Raw genomic sequence first — 14,871 nt, forward strand, 5'->3', positions numbered from 1 at the left:
CGAAACTATGTGCTCTCACACACATGGGAAGTTCATTTCAGACCCGCACAATCCAGTGGTCATTTCTGCACAGTCTCTAGCTGCTCGATCAACTGCGCCATATCGTCGGGTAAGGACGCCTCAAAGCGTAACTCCTCACCCGATACCGGATGTGTAAAGCCAAGCACCGCCGCATGCAGCGCCTGTCTAGAAAACGCCTGTACCGCCGCTGCGGTTTCATCGCTCAGCGCGCCTTTGGGGAGTTTCCGCCGACCGCCATAAACCGGGTCGCCAACCAGCCCGTGCCCGGCATGGGCCATATGAACCCTGATTTGATGCGTCCGTCCTGTTTCAAGCCAGCACTCGATCCGCGCGATTACCGGCGGCGCTCCAAAGCGTTCGACAACGCGCGCCCGCGTCACCGCATGGCGTCCGCCCTGAAACAGGACCGCCTGTCGCTGTCTGTCCGTCTTGTGACGCGCCAGTTGCGTTGTCAGGCAAAGGATGTTTCCGGCTTCAAAGCGCGCGCCTTTGACCCCGCGCAGGCGCGGGTCGTTCGCGTCCGGCACGCCGTGACACAGGGCCTGGTAATATCTCTCAACACTGTGAGCTTCGAATTGCGCCGCAAGCCCGTGATGCGCCGCATCGGTCTTGGCAACGACGAGGAGGCCACTTGTTTCCTTGTCGATCCGGTGAACGATGCCCGGACGTTTGACCCCGCCAACCCCGGACAATTCTCCGCCGAAATGGTGCAGCAACGCATTCACAAGCGTACCCGAAGGCGTCCCGGGCGCCGGATGCACCACCATGCCCGCAGGTTTGTTCACGACAATCATGTCATCATCTTCATGGACCACATCCAGCGGAATATCTTCAGGACCGATGTGGCTTTCCTCCGCCTCTTCCAGCGAGATGGAAATTTCAGCCCCCTCCTCGACCCGCGCTTTCGCGTTCACCACGGCGACGCCGTCTACCTGCACAGATCCCTCTTCGATCAAACGCGCGATACGCGTACGCGACAGGGCTGCCTCGTCTGGCACATCCCGGGAAAGCGCCTTATCAAGGCGGGGTGGCGGGTTGTCCGCGATAACGAAGGTAATCTGACGGGTGGCCATGAGTGATCCTTTGAATACGGAATCCGAACCGGCCAACCTGCGCCTCTTGCGGGTGCTGGTCACGGTACTGACGACGGTAATGATTGGCGGGCTTTTAGTGATAGTCGCGCTGTTTGTCATCCGTTTCTCGGCCAGCGCTCCGGTTGTCCCTCAGTCGATCACCCTGCCCGATGGTGTAACCGCCGAATCCTTTACCATGACACCGTCTTGGTATGCCGTCGTCGTTGAGGGCGGCACGCGTATCCTGATCTTCAACCGCAGCAACGGTGAACTAGCACAAACAGTCAACGTAAACGTCACAGCCGACTGACCGAGTAAAGTACGCTTAGTATTTTGAGGATGGTACCGCCTCCCTGGCTTGAACAGGGGACCTCTGGATCCACAATCCAGCGCTCTAACCAACTGAGCTAAGGCGGCACTGAGGGGCGATGTACTCAAGCCGCAAATCGAATGCAAGTCCCCCAGCGCAAGTTCCTGTTCAAAGATCGGTACGCCAGTGCTGTTCCACAACGTCAACGCCAAAGGAGCGCGCCGGAACGCTCGATATCAGCATCCACCCATTGCGCCTGTATAACGCGCAAGCCGCGCGGTGGCTTTCATGGGTCCACAGCACCATTTCTCTGCACCCGATTTCACGCGCGAACCCCGTGCATTTCTCAAGAAGTCTTTGCGCAAGCCCGCTTCCCCGTACTTCTGGTGTCACGAGAAACAGGCGCAGCTTTGCCGTTTCCTCGCTGAGCGACACGCAAAAAATACTGCCGAGCCGTTCTCCGTCGCGCTCGGCTATCCAGCCCGACTCGCGGTCCGGGTTATGGGTCGCGACGAAATCCTCAAGTATTTCCGCAACCAGATCGCCAAAGCTGTCGTCAAAGCTTTCGTCGCGCGCGTAAAGCTCACGATGCTGCTGAACAAGCCACTCGGCGTCGGATGGCTCAAAGGATCGAATCACGACTGCGGACATGCCGGATGAAACACCCAAGACCGCTTGATTCTCAAGACAACGCGGGATAGCACCCTCGCTTATTCACGCGAGAGGGACTCATGGGTATCAACAGCGAACGCGACGTCGAGGCGAATCTTCAGATCGGACCGACGGACAAAGGCATGGTGCGCATTTTCGTCGAAGCACAGGGTGTCGAGATACCAATGGATTTCGAACCGGACGAAGCCGAGGAAATCGCAGAAGAGATCCGTGCAGCGGCCAAAGCCGCTCAGTCGATCAGGAAGTAAACCCGCCCGTTACGAATACCGGGTCACGCAGCGCCTGCAATCGCCGCGCGGCGTGGGTTGCAAATTTCTGAACGATAACCTTACGGCGGGCCGGTGCGACCTTATCTTCGGGCGCCATGCGGATGATCTCGGCATCGTAGGAGTCCGCGATGATCAGCCCCGTCTCGTCCGGAAGAAGGTCCGTCGGGAAATCCTGATCAACCGCCCAGAAATACCGGTCGCACCATTCCAGATATCCCTGCCACTTGAAATCCGACTGGAAATCAGCGCGCGATGATTTGCATTCGATGACCCAGATTTCACCTTTGGGCCCCAATCCGATCACATCGACGCGCAATCCACGTGCGGGTACGAATTCTTCGACGGAGACAAACCCGTGCCCGTGCAGGAACCGGGCAACGCCACGCGCCAAGAGCTGGCCGGGCTTGATATCGGAGGCGAGTAGATTGCTCATGCGCCAAACATGAACAATACGTGAACAAAATTCAAGTCCAAGCTCGGTTCAATATATGACACGAAGGAACAGCGGCGCGGGATACAGTTTTTTGACTGGCCCCTTGTCCCGCCCGTCGCGTCAGCCTATGTCAAGCGATGGCGGGCTCTGCCCTTCCCGTGAATGGTAGCATTCCGGTGGCCTTAAGCAAATCCGAGGGAACTGGCTCTGTTCGGATCCTGGTCCGTTTACCTGGTGCCCACCTGTATACACAGGTCCTCGGGAATCAAAGCCTAACGGTTGCGGTGGTCCCGCCACATCGCCTTTTCCAAGGCAGATCACCCGAGACGACTGAAAAACAAAAAAGGCGCGATCATCACATCGCGCCTTGTCCTATTTCTATATCGCTCAGGGTCTCAGAACGGCCGACGCTTGTCTTCGACCCGGACGGGAATGGCTACCTCATCCCTGCGCAGACGTAGGCGCATCCCGCCGCGCGGTTCGTTGTTTTCGCTCATCGACATCACGGCCCAGGCGAATTGCACGCCGGCAAAAACGATGCCATTCATGAACCACAAGAGGAAGAGAGCCAGCATACCATCCTGGGACCCAAAGATCAGCGACCGTAGGCTCTGCACATCGAATCCTAGCAGGAGAGCCACGAAACCGCCCGCGATAGCGAACCCGATGGCCGTATGACGCATGTAGAGTTTGACGAGTTCGGGCATGGCAGCCTCCTTTTTCGTAAAATCTTACCTGTCTTGATTACAACCTAATGCGTAGACGGTCCGAAAAAAGGGCAAAATTGTGAAAGCGGCAGAATGCCGCTGCGTTATTTGGATCGACGTGAACCCACTACCTCTCCGCTCCCACATTATCCCGGCTTTAGAAAGCCTCTGGCCGAGCCTCGCGCGCCATGTGGTCAAGAACCGCGTTGACGAATTTCGTTTCCTTGCCGTCGGGGAAAAAAGCGCCGGCGATCTGGACAAATTCAGAGATGACGACACGCGGCGGCGTCTTTGTCTGGGTGATCTCTGCACCGGCAGCCCGGAACAGCCCCCGCAATGTCGGATCGATGCGCCCAATCGGCCATTTGGCGACCAGCGCGCGATCGGTCATTTGGTCGATCAGCGCCTGGTTATTCACTGCATCCTCGACCAACTGCCTGAACAGGCCGATATCCCCATCCAGCATCTCTTCGCCCTCGTAAGTGGCGCCAAAACGGTGGTCGAGAAATTCGCGAATGACGGCTTTTGTCGTCATCCCCGAATGCTCCATCTGGAAAAGCGCCTGCACCGCATAGAAACGGGAAGCGGATTTCATCTTGCGTTTCTGATTGCCCGACAGGGTCTGGTTCGATGTCATGCGCTTTGGCTCCCGTCATTGCTGCCAGCGATGCGGTAGGATTCCGAGGACGGCTTGAAGCCCACGCCCTTCGACTGGCCCCGCCACTTACGGCTCAACGCGATCAGGTGCAATGCTGCCGCTGCGGCGCCACCACCCTTGTTTTGCTGTTCGGGATCGGCACGCACATCGGCCTGTTTCTTGTTTTCGACCGTCAGGATACCGTTGCCGATGCAGAGACCTTGCAGCCCCATCAGTTGCAAAGCCCGGCTCGAGTCATTGCAGACCGTATCGTAATGCGTAGTTTCGCCCCGGATGACACAGCCAAGCGCGACAAATCCGTCAAAGTTCGAGGTGCGATCGGCAATCGCGATTGCAGTCGGCACTTCCAGCGCGCCGGGCACTTCGATTAGCTCGCAACTCGCGCCAACCGCTTCGATTTCGGCTTTTGCCCCGGCGACAAGGTTGTCGGCGATGTCCCTGTAATAAGGCGCGACGACGATCAGAAGCTTTACCTGCTTGTCGAATTCAGGACGCGGCAGGATGTAATGTGTTTCTGTTCCGGCCATTTCAGCTCTCCGACATGATGGGGCGGGTGCCGATGATCGAAAGCCCGTAGGCATCCAATCCGACATACTTGGTTTGCGGGGAATCGGTCAACAGAACCAGCTCGTGCAGCCCCAGCTTGGACAGGATCTGTGCGCCAAGACCGGTCTGCTTGATCGTACGCGGCCCGTCATCCTCGCGGGCATAGAGAGTCTTGCGCGGTTCGCGGAAAAGGCAGACGACGCCCCGCCCCTCGCGCGCGATGATTTCCATCGCCCGTGGCACCTCATGCACCGAACGCGGACCGATGCCCAGAATGTCAGACGCTTCGTGCATCGCATGTGTACGGGTAATGACGGGCTCCGGCGTGGTGATATCGCCCTTGATCAACACCACGTGTTCGATGCCATGGATCTGGTCGGTATAAAGCCGCATATCCCATTCACCGCCGAATTCGGACTGAACCTTTTGTCGGCTGGTTTCGACCACGAGGTTGTCGTTGCGGCTACGAAAGGCGATCAGATCCGAGATCGTCCCGATCTTCAGGCCATGTTCGGCTGCAAAGCCGACAAGCTCAGGCAGCCGCGCCATCGTCCCGTCCGGGTTCATGATCTCGCAGATGACACCGGCGGGTTTCAGCCCGGCAAGGCGCGAGATATCGACAGCGGCCTCGGTATGACCGGCACGAACCAGCACCCCGCCCCTGCGCGCGCGAAGGGGAAAGATATGTCCCGGGGTCGCCAGCGACGCCATCGTATTCTGTTCATTGATCGCCGTGGCCACAGTTAGGGCGCGGTCGGCTGCGGAAATCCCTGTGCTGACACCTTCCCGCGCCTCGATGGACACCGTAAAGGGCGTTTCGTGACGCGAAGAGTTGTTGACCGCCATCATCGGCAATCCAAGGCTGTCGACACGCTCAGCGGTCATCGGCAGGCAGATCAAGCCGCGCCCGTGGGTCGCCATGAAATTGATCGCTGCCGCATCGGCAAACTCTGCGGCAATAACAAGGTCACCTTCATTCTCGCGATCTTCGTGATCAACCAGAATGAACATCCGCCCCTTGCGCGCCTCTTCGATGATCTCCTCGATCGGGCTGATCGAATCGCGAAGATTGGCTTCGACGGGACCGGGGGTTTCAAAACTCATGGCGCAGCCTTTCAGGACAGGGTGCGGCGCAGATAAACCAGCCCCGCAACGATTGCCAGACCTCAGCGGATGATATGCTGTGTTTCAATGCAGACCAAACCAAACGTAATTACACAGCCGCGATGCTATCCCGCGCGCTGGTCAAAGTATTGATCAGCAGAAACATACCCGCCAGCCTTGGCCGCTGCCGTCCAGCTGTCCTCAAGCGGCGCGTCGCCGATCACCAGCACCTGATTGCCCGGCAACCGCCGCGCCCGCATGAAACTCTGTAGCCGCGCCCGCATATCCGACCAGCTGTCGGTAAAGAGAGGTGCCGCTTCGGTCGCGTCGATGACCGGATTGGCGGCAAGCGCATCCTCGGGCCGGACCGGTCGATGCACGAGTGAAAGTTTCTGCGCCGACTTGATCGCTTCGAGCGCACGATTGCGATCTTCTGGCATCTTCGCCCCGTTCGCCATGATCCGCAGCGCGTTCGAAGAGAACAGCAGCCCCATGATGTCCTGCCCCGACGTCTGCCGGATCGACGCATAGGTCTTGTAATCGAGGCCGAGCTCTGCGGCGCGTTTGACCCGCATCCGCACAATCATCAGCGGGATGGTATTGGGCATCAGTTTCTGCTGAGCGCGCCGCCACTGATAGCTGCGCCACGTGTGACCCCGCTCCATTGCCGGACCGTTGTTGTGACCGATACCCGCCATCACTCCATCTCCTTCAGCCGCGCGACATAGCGCGCCAAGGTGTCGATCTCGAGGTTGATCGCGTCGCCGACAGCCACCTCGCCCCATGTCGTCACTTCCTTGGTATGAGGGATGAGATTGACGCCGAAATCGCAATCCGAAACCTCGTTCACGGTCAGCGACGTACCGTTCAACGCCACCGACCCTTTCGGCGCAATGAAACGCGCAAGCTCGCGCGGGGCGCGAAAGGTGAAACGCGTGCTGTCGCCTTCGTCCCGGATATCCAGCACTTCGGCGGTGCCGTCCACATGCCCCGACACCACGTGGCCGCCCAATTCATCACCGACCTTGAGTGCACGTTCGAGGTTGAGCCGTTTGCCGACCTTCCAGCCATTCTTGCCGATATTCGTCTTTGACACGGTCTCGGCACTGATCTGCACATCGTACCAGTCAGGTCCAAGATCAACCACCGTAAGGCAGACGCCATCGCTGGCGATCGATGCCCCCATGTCGATGCGGGAGGTATCGTAAGACGTCGAAATCCGCGCCCGCAGATCGCCCTGCTGATCCAGTTCCGCGACCGTTCCAATATCGGTGACGATACCCGTGAACATGCAAATTACTCCTTAATCTCTGTCCTTCATCACGTAACTACAGGACGCCAAGGCGGCAAGTCTGCATCTTGCCAGAATTTGCCGCAGCGGCCATAGTTTCTTTCAACGGGCACAATAAGTGTCGATAACGAAGAATAAGACGTGAGCAGTCATCAAATGCCAGGCACCAGCCCGCAGGACCGGGTCTTTCTCTTTCTGCAGGGACCCCATGGGCCATTCTTCGACAATCTTGCGCGAATGCTGGAATCCGCCGGCTGCGAAGTCTGGCGCATCGGTTTCAATACGGGTGACCGCGTATTCTGGTCTCGCCGCGACCGCTATATTCCGTTTGATGGCACACCTGATGAATGGGTTCAGGCATTTGCCAAACAAATCGAAGAACACGGCATTACCGATATCGTCCTCTACGGAGATACCCGCCCGATCCACGCTGTCGCCGTGACCGAGGCGAGACGCCGAGGCCTGAACGTGCATGTATTCGAGGAAGGGTACATGCGCCCCTACTGGGTCACCTATGAACGGGACGGCTCGAACGGCAACTCGCGGCTCATTGATATGGACGTGGCCGGGATGCGCGCTGCTCTCGACATGAGCGATATCGATAGCCCGCTGCCGCCGTCGCATTGGGGCGACATGCGCCAGCACGTATTCTACGGCGCTCTCTACCACTTCTTTGTCATGTTCATGAACCGCCGCTACCGTAACTTTGCGCCGCATCGCAGCTTGCCGGTATCTCAGGAATTCAAGCTATACCTGCAACGCCTTCTGCTCATGCCGCTTCACAGTCTGGACAGGCGCATTGCGACCCGGCGCATATGCAATGGCGGCTTCCCCTACCACCTCGCACTTTTGCAGCTGGAACATGACAGCTCGTTCCAGCAGCATTCACCTTTCTCCTCCATGACCGACTTCCTCGAAGAGATCTTCGAAGGTTTCGCGAGCGGCGCACCGCGACACCATCATCTTGTGATTAAAGCCCATCCACTCGAAGACGGCCGCCGCCCCCTCAGGAAAGAAACCGACAGGCTGGCCCGGAAACACGGACTCGCAGGGCGCATTCACTACGTGCGGGGCGGCAAGCTGGCCCGGCTTCTGAACGATGCGCGCAGCGCCGTCACCGTAAATTCCACCGCCGCACAGCAGGTGCTCTGGCGCGGGATTCCGCTCAAGGTTTTCGGACGCGCCGTATACGACAAGCCAGAGTTCGTCTCGAGCCAGCCCCTGCGCGATTTCTTTCGCGGTGCGGCGCGTCCCGATACCCGCGCCTATCGTGATTATCGCCGCTATCTTCTTGAAACCAGTCAGGTTCCCGGCGGTTTCTATTCTTCGCGCGGACGCCGTCAATTACTCCGGTTTGTGGTGGACATGATGCTTGCCGCCGAAGACCCTTACGACGCGTTGAAATCCGGCACAGCGGCCCCGCGGCAACAGTTGCAGGTCGTCAAATGAGCTTTCTCCTCTAGGTGCTGGATTTTTATACATGAATCCGGTATCCACTCGGCAAAAGACTGAGGCAGAAAAAACAGGTCGAGGAGACCGGGCAGTGGCACTCCTTAATAAACGATGGGCTGGACCCGTCGCCATTCTCGTTGTGTTGACGCTTCTGGCCGCTTGCGGCCTGCCTCAGGTCGGCCCGAACAAACGCCAGATTTTCGCGGGCTCCGTTCAGAAAGAGGGCGACGCGTTCATCGTCGCCGTCAATGACAGGGTGACGCGCGCCACCGCGGTCGTCCCTGCCCTTGGCTTTTCGCAATCCCTGATCAGCGCTGGCCAGTTGACATCCGACACCATCCGGCCCGGCGATGTGCTGGGTATGACGATCTGGGAAAACGTCGATGACGGCCTGATTGTCGGGCCCACGGGAAATTCCACCGCGCTCGAAGAGGTTCAGGTCGACAGTTCCGGTTTTATCTTCGTGCCTTACGCAGGCCGCGTGCGCGCTGCCGGGAATACGCCTAACCAACTTCGCGAAATCATCACCTCGAAACTCGAAGACCAGACGCCCGATCCGCAGGTCGAGGTGCGCCGGATGGCCGGTGACGGATCGACAGTTTCGCTTGTTGGCGCCGTTGGCGCGCAGGGCGTCTATCCCATCGAACGCCCGACAAGAACACTCAGCGCGATGCTCGCCAAAGCAGGCGGCGTCACGATCGAACCGGAAATTGCGCAGGTCAAACTGCTTCGCAACGGTCAGACTGGCACGATCTGGTTTCAGGATCTGTACAACAACCCGCAACTCGACGTCGCCTTGCGCGGCGGCGACCGCATTCTGGTTGAGGAAGACACGCGCTCTTTCACAGCCCTTGGTGCGACCAGCCAACAGGCCCGTGTGGGGTTTGAATCGCAGGATCTGTCCGCACTTGAAGCCATCGCACAGGTGGGCGGTCTGGTGCCAAGCGCATCCGATCCGACCGGCGTTTTCGTCTTTCGCAACGAACCGCCGGAAATCGCCAATCAGGTCCTGGGCCGTACCGATCTTCAAGGCGCGCAGCGCATCGTTTATGTCCTTGATCTTACCGAACCAAACGGGCTTTTCCTTGCCCGGGATTTCGTAATCCGCGATGCCGATACGCTCTATGTGACCGAAGCGCCCTATGCTCAGTGGAGCAAGACCATCACCCTGATCACAGGTGCCCTGACCCCCGTCGCCAACGTCGCGACCCTGACCGAATAAAGGTCGAGGCGTGGCCCGACGCCCCGCTGCCAGCAACAAACGGCTTTACGTCTACAACGGAGGATTCCTGGCTCAGAAACGGCTGCGGCGGATGCTGCATCTAGCCGGATATGACATTCGCATCGGCATGCCCTCTGATGGTGACATGATCGGTATCTGGGGCAACAGCCCAACAGCGTACCGCGGACTATCCATCGCAGAAAAAAAACAGGTACCTGTCCTAAGGGTCGAAGACGCGTTCCTGCGCTCTCTTCACCCCGGGCGCAGCGGCGACGCACCACTGGGCCTTCTCCTGGATCGGGCTGGCGTCCATTTCGATCCGAGTGTTCCCTCTGAACTTGAAGATATCCTTGCCAAGAACCCGCTCGACGATTCAGCGCTGCTCGACCGTGCCCGCGATGCAATGTCCCGCATTCAGGAAAGCCATCTGAGCAAATACAACGCCTTTGAACCGGACCAGCCGGTGCCACCGCCGGGTTACGTTCTGGTTGTCGACCAGACGCGCGGCGATGCTTCGGTGACGGCGAGCGGCGCGGATCGGGCCAATTTCATCGAAATGCTTGTCTTCGCGCAGGAAGAAAACCCCGGGGCGAAAATCCTGATCAAGATGCACCCCGAAACAGTTGCAGGCTACCGAGCTGGTTATTTCGATGAAACGGACGCCTCCGACAGCGTAACCCTGTTCACCGAAACCGTCAGCCCGTGGAACCTACTTCAGGGCGCGGTGGGCGTATACACGATGTCATCGCAGCTTGGGTTCGAGGCCATTCTCGCGGGGCACAAACCGCGCGTCTTTGGCCAACCGTTTTATGCGGGCTGGGGTTTGACACAGGACGAAAATCCTGTCCCTCGCCGTGAACGGCGTCTCACCCGGTCGCAGCTCTTCGCGGCAGCGATGATCCTTTACCCGATCTGGTACGACCCGTATCGCGACCGGCTCTGCGAAATCGAAAATGTGCTGGCGACGCTCGAGGCGCAATCGCGAGCATGGCGCGAGGATCATCGCGGCTGGGTCGCCAGCGGCATGCGCCTGTGGAAACGGAACCACCTGCAAAAGATGTTTGGCCGAGAGAAGCGTGTTGTATTCAGCGACGACATCCAGAACCGCCAGCCAGACGGGCGCCGACATATGGCATGGGCCAGCAAACTGTCAGAATCGACAGGCACGATCACCCGCGTCGAAGATGGTTTTCTGCGCTCGCGGGGTCTTGGGGCGGAGCTCGTGCCGCCGCTGTCCCTAATCACGGATGACAAGGGCATCTATTATGATCCCCGCCACCCTAGTCGGCTGGAAGAACTGATTGCCAAACGCAGCACCCTGACCGCCGCGCAGGAACGCCGCACGGAACGGCTGATTTCGTCCTTGGTTTCCCAAAAGCTCAGCAAATACAACCTCGGTGGCGGCCTCCCCGATCTTCCCGAAGGCCGACGCATCCTTGTGCCCGGGCAGGTCGAAGACGATGCCTCGATCCTGACAGGAGCCAGCGCGATACGTGACAACCTCAACTTGTTGCAGGAGGTTCGCGCAGCCGCCCCCGAGGCCATTCTCGTTTACAAGCCGCACCCCGATGTCGAAGCATCGCTACGCACGGGGGCGATAGAGGCCGGTCCTCTGGCTGATGTGATTGCAAGCAACGCGAATGCTGCCGCGCTCTTGGTCATGGTAGACGAAGTCTGGACCATGACCTCGCTTCTGGGGTTCGAAGCGCTCTTGCGGGGCCTGCCAGTCACCACCTTTGGCGCGCCCTTCTATGCAGGTTGGGGGCTGACACGGGATCTGGGCGAAACGCCCGACCGTCGACGCGCCCGGCCAAGCCTCAACGGTCTCGTCCACGCGGCCCTGATCGACTACCCAAGGTACCGGGACCCGGCAACCGGCTTGCCCTGCCCTGTCGAAGTGATCGTTGAACGCCTTGCGAGCGGCGCTGTACCGACGCCCGGACCATTCAACCGCACGGTTTCGAAACTTCAGGGGCTCTTTGCCAGCGCGTCGCCGTGGTGGCGCTAGGTCATCGCGCGCTGCCAGCGATGCATGACGTCGGGACCGACCGCGCGGGTTTCAAGCAGCTCGTACCGCGCCGCCTCCTCAAGCTTGTCCAGCCCAAGCGCGCCAAGCGCGGGCGTCCCCTCGGCGCCGATCGCGAGTCCGGCGGTAAAACCGATGAGTTCATCCACCATGTCCGCCGCCAGAAGAGAGGCTGACAAAGCCGCGCCCCCCTCACAGAAAACCCGTGTAAGTCCGGCTTCACCGAGCTTGCGTAGCATATCCGCAGCGTCGATCTGGGCACCATCCAAGGCACAGGGAATGAGCTTGGCTTTCATCCCCTCCCACGCCCGCATGCGCTCGGGGTCAACCCCTTCGCCATAGCAAAGCCACAGGGGAGTCTCGGCAGCCGTCCGCGCTAGGTTTCCCAGCAACGGCACATCCAGACGCCGCGACACGACGACCCGTACGGGCTGATGTTCGATCCCAAGATCGCGCACAGTCAGCGAAGGATCATCGGCGCGCGCCGTCCCTGCACCGACAAGAACAGCGTCATGCCGGGCGCGCATCGCATGAACCATCCGGCGCGCGGCTGGACCCGTTATCCACTTGCTCTGCCCCGTTGCAGTCGCAATGCGCCCGTCAAGGCTGCCTGCGAATTTGAGCGTCACAAAGGGGCGCGACACCTCGGTACGCAATAGAAACCCGGCGTGATCCCGATAGGCTTCTTCTGACATGACATCCGGCGTAACGTCGATCCCTGCGTCCCGAAGCTTGGCAAAACCACGCCCCGCGACCCGCGTGTCGCTGTCTTCAAACGGAGCCACAACGCGGGACACGCCCGCCGCGATCAGCGCATCCGCGCAGGGAGGCGTCTTGCCGTGATGCGCGCAGGGTTCGAGAGTGACATAGGCGGTGGCACCCTTTGCCGCCGCCCCCGCCTGACGCAGGGCTTCGGTTTCCGCATGCGGACGACCGCCCGGCTGCGTCCAGCCCCGACCGACGATCCGGCCACCGTTGACAATGACGCAACCGACCGCCGGATTGGGCCAGCAACGCCCCATGCCGCGCCGCCCCAGCGTCAGGGCCAGCGCCATGTATCTTTCGTCTTGTCGGCTCACTCTTCCGGCATCACCGGCGGGCGAAGTTCATGCACGAAGTCTTCAAAATCATCCGCCGCCTGGAAATTCTTGTAGACGCTTGCGAAACGCACATAGGCCACGGTATCGATCCGGGCGAGCGCTTCCATGACGATTTCACCAATCTTGCTCGACGGAATATCCGTTTCGCCCATGCTTTCCAGACGTCGTACGATGCCTGAAATCATCTGGTCGATACGCTCGGGTTCAATCGGGCGTTTCTGCATGGAAATCCGGATCGACCGTTCCAGCTTGTCGCGGTCGAAATCCTCGCGTTTGCCGGAGGACTTGATGACGACCAGATCGCGCAGTTGAACGCGTTCATAGGTGGTGAAACGCCCGCCACAGGCGGGGCAAAACCGCCGCCGTCTGATCGAAACATGGTCTTCCGCCGGACGGCTGTCTTTCACCTGAGTATCGATATTGCCGCAAAACGGACAACGCATGCCGGTCCCCTATTGTCTGCTTTTGGGGCCGCGCCCCCTATGCTCCACATCGACTATAGGGCGCAGGTCACGCATTGTGTAGTGCAATTTCTTCCCCACCATATCCTGTGGCGATCTTGCGACTTTTGGGCCAACAACGACCTCTAACCCCCGAGATGCGCGGCAACTTTCCGGTTATGCGGAGCATGGCGATGCTCAAAAAGATAGATGCCCTGCCAAGTTCCGAGCACCATCTTGCCGTCACGGACAGGAATGCTCAGAGAGATCGGCAGCATTGCCGCCTTGATATGGGCGGGCATATCGTCGGGGCCTTCATAGGTGTGGCGCAAGTATGACATCGACGGATCGCTGGATGGCGGCACCAGCCTGTGAAAAAACGCCGCCAGATCGTCGCAGACCACCGGATCGGCATTCTCCTGAATGAGCAGCGAACAGGAGGTATGACGCACGAATAGGGTCAGCAACCCGTCCTGCGCCCCCTGCCCCCTCAGCCATTCCGCGACCGGACGGGTGAACTCATAAAGCGCGGCACCGCGCGTTTCGATGGTGAATTCGGTCTGCATCATCGCGTCGCCGGATAGCCGCTAAAATTGCAGATCAAAATTCGAGGTTCTTGCGGTCATAACAATAGTTGCGCGCGAAGGACGCGTTCAGGTTATCGCCGACCTTTTTCATCGACAGGAAAATCCCGGTCTCGGCTTCCTCTCCCGACGGAAGCGACAGCGAGAACTGGACACTGGATTTCCGATCTGATGTTTGCGGCTCTCCCCTTCCCCGGGTAATGAAAATGCGGTCATTGTTCTGCGCGCCTAGCACGGTCAACGCATAATCCCCCGCCGCGCACCAATAGTCCGATCCGGCGGAGCCGGGCGCCCCGATAACTTCAAAAGATCCATCGGGAAGAGGGTTCACCGTCAGCCGGTTGTCCGCGACCCAGGCCATTGCCAGAGCGGGGAGAAGCGAAAGTGCGATCGCGCATGTGAGGGTTTTCTTCATTTGGTCGCTCCAGTCCTAGGGGTGCCAGATGCCCGGGTCTTCCGGCCCGTTGCCAAAGCAGTATTGCTGCGCCGATCCGGCTCTCATGTTGTCGCCTTCCGCTTTGACCGAGAGCGTATAGCCCGGCTGAGTGCTGAAACCTTCGGGAGGAGTAAGCGAGAACTGGACCGCCTTCTTGCCCGGCCGGTTCACACTGGGGCCGATGCCACGCCAGATATAGACGCGTTGGACGGCTTCGGTTCGCATCTCCCGATAGGCGTAATCACCTGCAGAACACCAGAAATCGGCAGCGCTCGAGGCGACATCGTTCACAACTTCGAACACACCTTCGGACACCGGCAGAACCTCTTGCCGATTGAATGATCGCCACGCCTGCCCGGCTTCGGGTATCAAAATGAGGGATGCGCAGGTCAGGGCAACCAGATGTCGGATCATCGTGAACCTCCTTTGGCGTCGCAGTCAGAACAACCTGAAAGGTAATGGGGTTTCAAGGCAAAGCAACATGATCTGCTTCACTTCTTTGGCAGCCACTTGCGGTTCACGACCAT

19 protein-coding genes and 1 tRNA gene are annotated in these 14,871 nt (G+C 59.3%); 5 read left to right on the top strand and 15 right to left on the bottom strand.

The features are described 5' to 3' along the window. Positions 1-59 precede the first annotated feature (59 nt). A complete protein-coding gene (locus MF268_RS01580; RefSeq protein ID WP_238369154.1) occupies positions 60-1,094 on the bottom strand; it encodes an RluA family pseudouridine synthase in 1,035 nt (344 codons plus the stop codon). Here MF268_RS01580 and MF268_RS01585 point away from each other — a divergent pair. After that, positions 1,093-1,404, top strand: a complete 312-nt coding sequence (locus tag MF268_RS01585) for a DUF6476 family protein (protein WP_238369155.1) — start codon at positions 1,093-1,095, stop codon at positions 1,402-1,404. The two genes, MF268_RS01580 and MF268_RS01585, sit on opposite strands and share 2 nt — an antisense overlap. A 30-nt stretch (positions 1,405-1,434) precedes the next feature. Here the strand turns inward: MF268_RS01585 and MF268_RS01590 are convergent. Next, a tRNA-His gene (locus tag MF268_RS01590) sits at positions 1,435-1,511 on the bottom strand. 61 nt (positions 1,512-1,572) lie between these two features. Further along, positions 1,573-2,055 carry a GNAT family N-acetyltransferase gene (locus MF268_RS01595; RefSeq protein ID WP_238369156.1) on the bottom strand — a complete coding sequence of 161 codons (483 nt, stop codon included), beginning with the start codon at positions 2,053-2,055 and terminating at the stop codon, positions 1,573-1,575. 80 nt (positions 2,056-2,135) lie between these two features. On the opposite strand from MF268_RS01595, the gene MF268_RS01600 reads away from it, so the two are divergent. Continuing rightward, positions 2,136-2,324, top strand: coding sequence for a DUF6324 family protein (locus MF268_RS01600; RefSeq protein ID WP_238369157.1), 189 nt, complete (start codon positions 2,136-2,138; stop codon positions 2,322-2,324). On the opposite strand, the gene MF268_RS01605 is transcribed toward MF268_RS01600, so the two are convergent. From MF268_RS01605 to MF268_RS01635, 7 genes are all read right to left on the bottom strand, one after another. Beyond that, on the bottom strand, positions 2,314-2,778 hold the full coding sequence (locus tag MF268_RS01605; RefSeq protein WP_238369158.1) for an MmcB family DNA repair protein: 465 nt from the start codon (positions 2,776-2,778) through the stop codon (positions 2,314-2,316). The two genes, MF268_RS01600 and MF268_RS01605, sit on opposite strands and share 11 nt — an antisense overlap. Positions 2,779-3,173: 395 nt before the next feature. Continuing rightward, a complete protein-coding gene (locus tag MF268_RS01610; RefSeq protein ID WP_238369159.1) occupies positions 3,174-3,485 on the bottom strand; it encodes a hypothetical protein in 312 nt (103 codons plus the stop codon). 157 nt (positions 3,486-3,642) lie between these two features. Continuing rightward, on the bottom strand, positions 3,643-4,122 hold the full coding sequence (nusB, locus tag MF268_RS01615) for a transcription antitermination factor NusB (protein ID WP_238369160.1): 480 nt from the start codon (positions 4,120-4,122) through the stop codon (positions 3,643-3,645). Next, positions 4,119-4,670, bottom strand: coding sequence for a 6,7-dimethyl-8-ribityllumazine synthase (locus MF268_RS01620; protein ID WP_238369161.1), 552 nt, complete (start codon positions 4,668-4,670; stop codon positions 4,119-4,121). Before MF268_RS01620 ends, nusB begins: the two co-directional genes overlap by 4 nt. Before the next feature lies 1 nt (position 4,671). Further along, positions 4,672-5,793 (bottom strand): 3,4-dihydroxy-2-butanone-4-phosphate synthase, encoded by a 1,122-nt coding sequence (ribB, locus tag MF268_RS01625; RefSeq protein ID WP_238369162.1) that lies wholly within the window; start codon positions 5,791-5,793, stop codon positions 4,672-4,674. A 125-nt stretch (positions 5,794-5,918) separates the two neighbouring features. Then, a complete protein-coding gene (locus MF268_RS01630) occupies positions 5,919-6,491 on the bottom strand; it encodes a hypothetical protein (RefSeq protein WP_238369163.1) in 573 nt (190 codons plus the stop codon). Then, positions 6,491-7,084 carry a riboflavin synthase gene (locus MF268_RS01635; RefSeq protein ID WP_238369164.1) on the bottom strand — a complete coding sequence of 198 codons (594 nt, stop codon included), beginning with the start codon at positions 7,082-7,084 and terminating at the stop codon, positions 6,491-6,493. The genes MF268_RS01630 and MF268_RS01635 overlap by 1 nt, the downstream gene beginning before the upstream one ends. Positions 7,085-7,240: 156 nt before the next feature. On the opposite strand from MF268_RS01635, the gene MF268_RS01640 reads away from it, so the two are divergent. The 3 genes from MF268_RS01640 (at position 7,241) to MF268_RS01650 (ending at position 11,766) form a co-directional block, all read left to right on the top strand. Continuing rightward, positions 7,241-8,533, top strand: a complete 1,293-nt coding sequence (locus tag MF268_RS01640) for a capsule biosynthesis protein (RefSeq protein WP_238369165.1) — start codon at positions 7,241-7,243, stop codon at positions 8,531-8,533. A 94-nt stretch (positions 8,534-8,627) separates the two neighbouring features. Next, positions 8,628-9,758 (top strand): polysaccharide biosynthesis/export family protein, encoded by a 1,131-nt coding sequence (locus tag MF268_RS01645; protein WP_238369166.1) that lies wholly within the window; start codon positions 8,628-8,630, stop codon positions 9,756-9,758. A gap of 10 nt (positions 9,759-9,768) precedes the next feature. Then, a complete protein-coding gene (locus MF268_RS01650; RefSeq protein ID WP_238369167.1) occupies positions 9,769-11,766 on the top strand; it encodes a capsular polysaccharide biosynthesis protein in 1,998 nt (665 codons plus the stop codon). Here MF268_RS01650 and ribD read toward each other — a convergent pair. The 5 genes from ribD to MF268_RS01675 form a co-directional block, all read right to left on the bottom strand. Further along, positions 11,763-12,863 (bottom strand): bifunctional diaminohydroxyphosphoribosylaminopyrimidine deaminase/5-amino-6-(5-phosphoribosylamino)uracil reductase RibD, encoded by a 1,101-nt coding sequence (gene ribD, locus MF268_RS01655; RefSeq protein ID WP_337926773.1) that lies wholly within the window; start codon positions 12,861-12,863, stop codon positions 11,763-11,765. The genes MF268_RS01650 and ribD overlap by 4 nt on opposite strands. Next, a complete protein-coding gene (gene nrdR / locus MF268_RS01660; protein WP_088635235.1) occupies positions 12,860-13,327 on the bottom strand; it encodes a transcriptional regulator NrdR in 468 nt (155 codons plus the stop codon). The genes ribD and nrdR overlap by 4 nt, the downstream gene beginning before the upstream one ends. A gap of 143 nt (positions 13,328-13,470) precedes the next feature. Continuing rightward, a complete protein-coding gene (locus tag MF268_RS01665; protein WP_238369537.1) occupies positions 13,471-13,890 on the bottom strand; it encodes a secondary thiamine-phosphate synthase enzyme YjbQ in 420 nt (139 codons plus the stop codon). Between the two features lie 34 nt (positions 13,891-13,924). Then, positions 13,925-14,323, bottom strand: coding sequence for a hypothetical protein (locus tag MF268_RS01670; RefSeq protein ID WP_238369168.1), 399 nt, complete (start codon positions 14,321-14,323; stop codon positions 13,925-13,927). Between the two features lie 15 nt (positions 14,324-14,338). Continuing rightward, a complete protein-coding gene (locus MF268_RS01675; protein WP_238369169.1) occupies positions 14,339-14,758 on the bottom strand; it encodes a hypothetical protein in 420 nt (139 codons plus the stop codon). Positions 14,759-14,871 lie beyond the last annotated feature (113 nt).

Source organism: Heliomarina baculiformis (genome assembly GCF_019966545.1).
Lineage (GTDB): Bacteria > Pseudomonadota > Alphaproteobacteria > Rhodobacterales > Rhodobacteraceae > Heliomarina > Heliomarina baculiformis.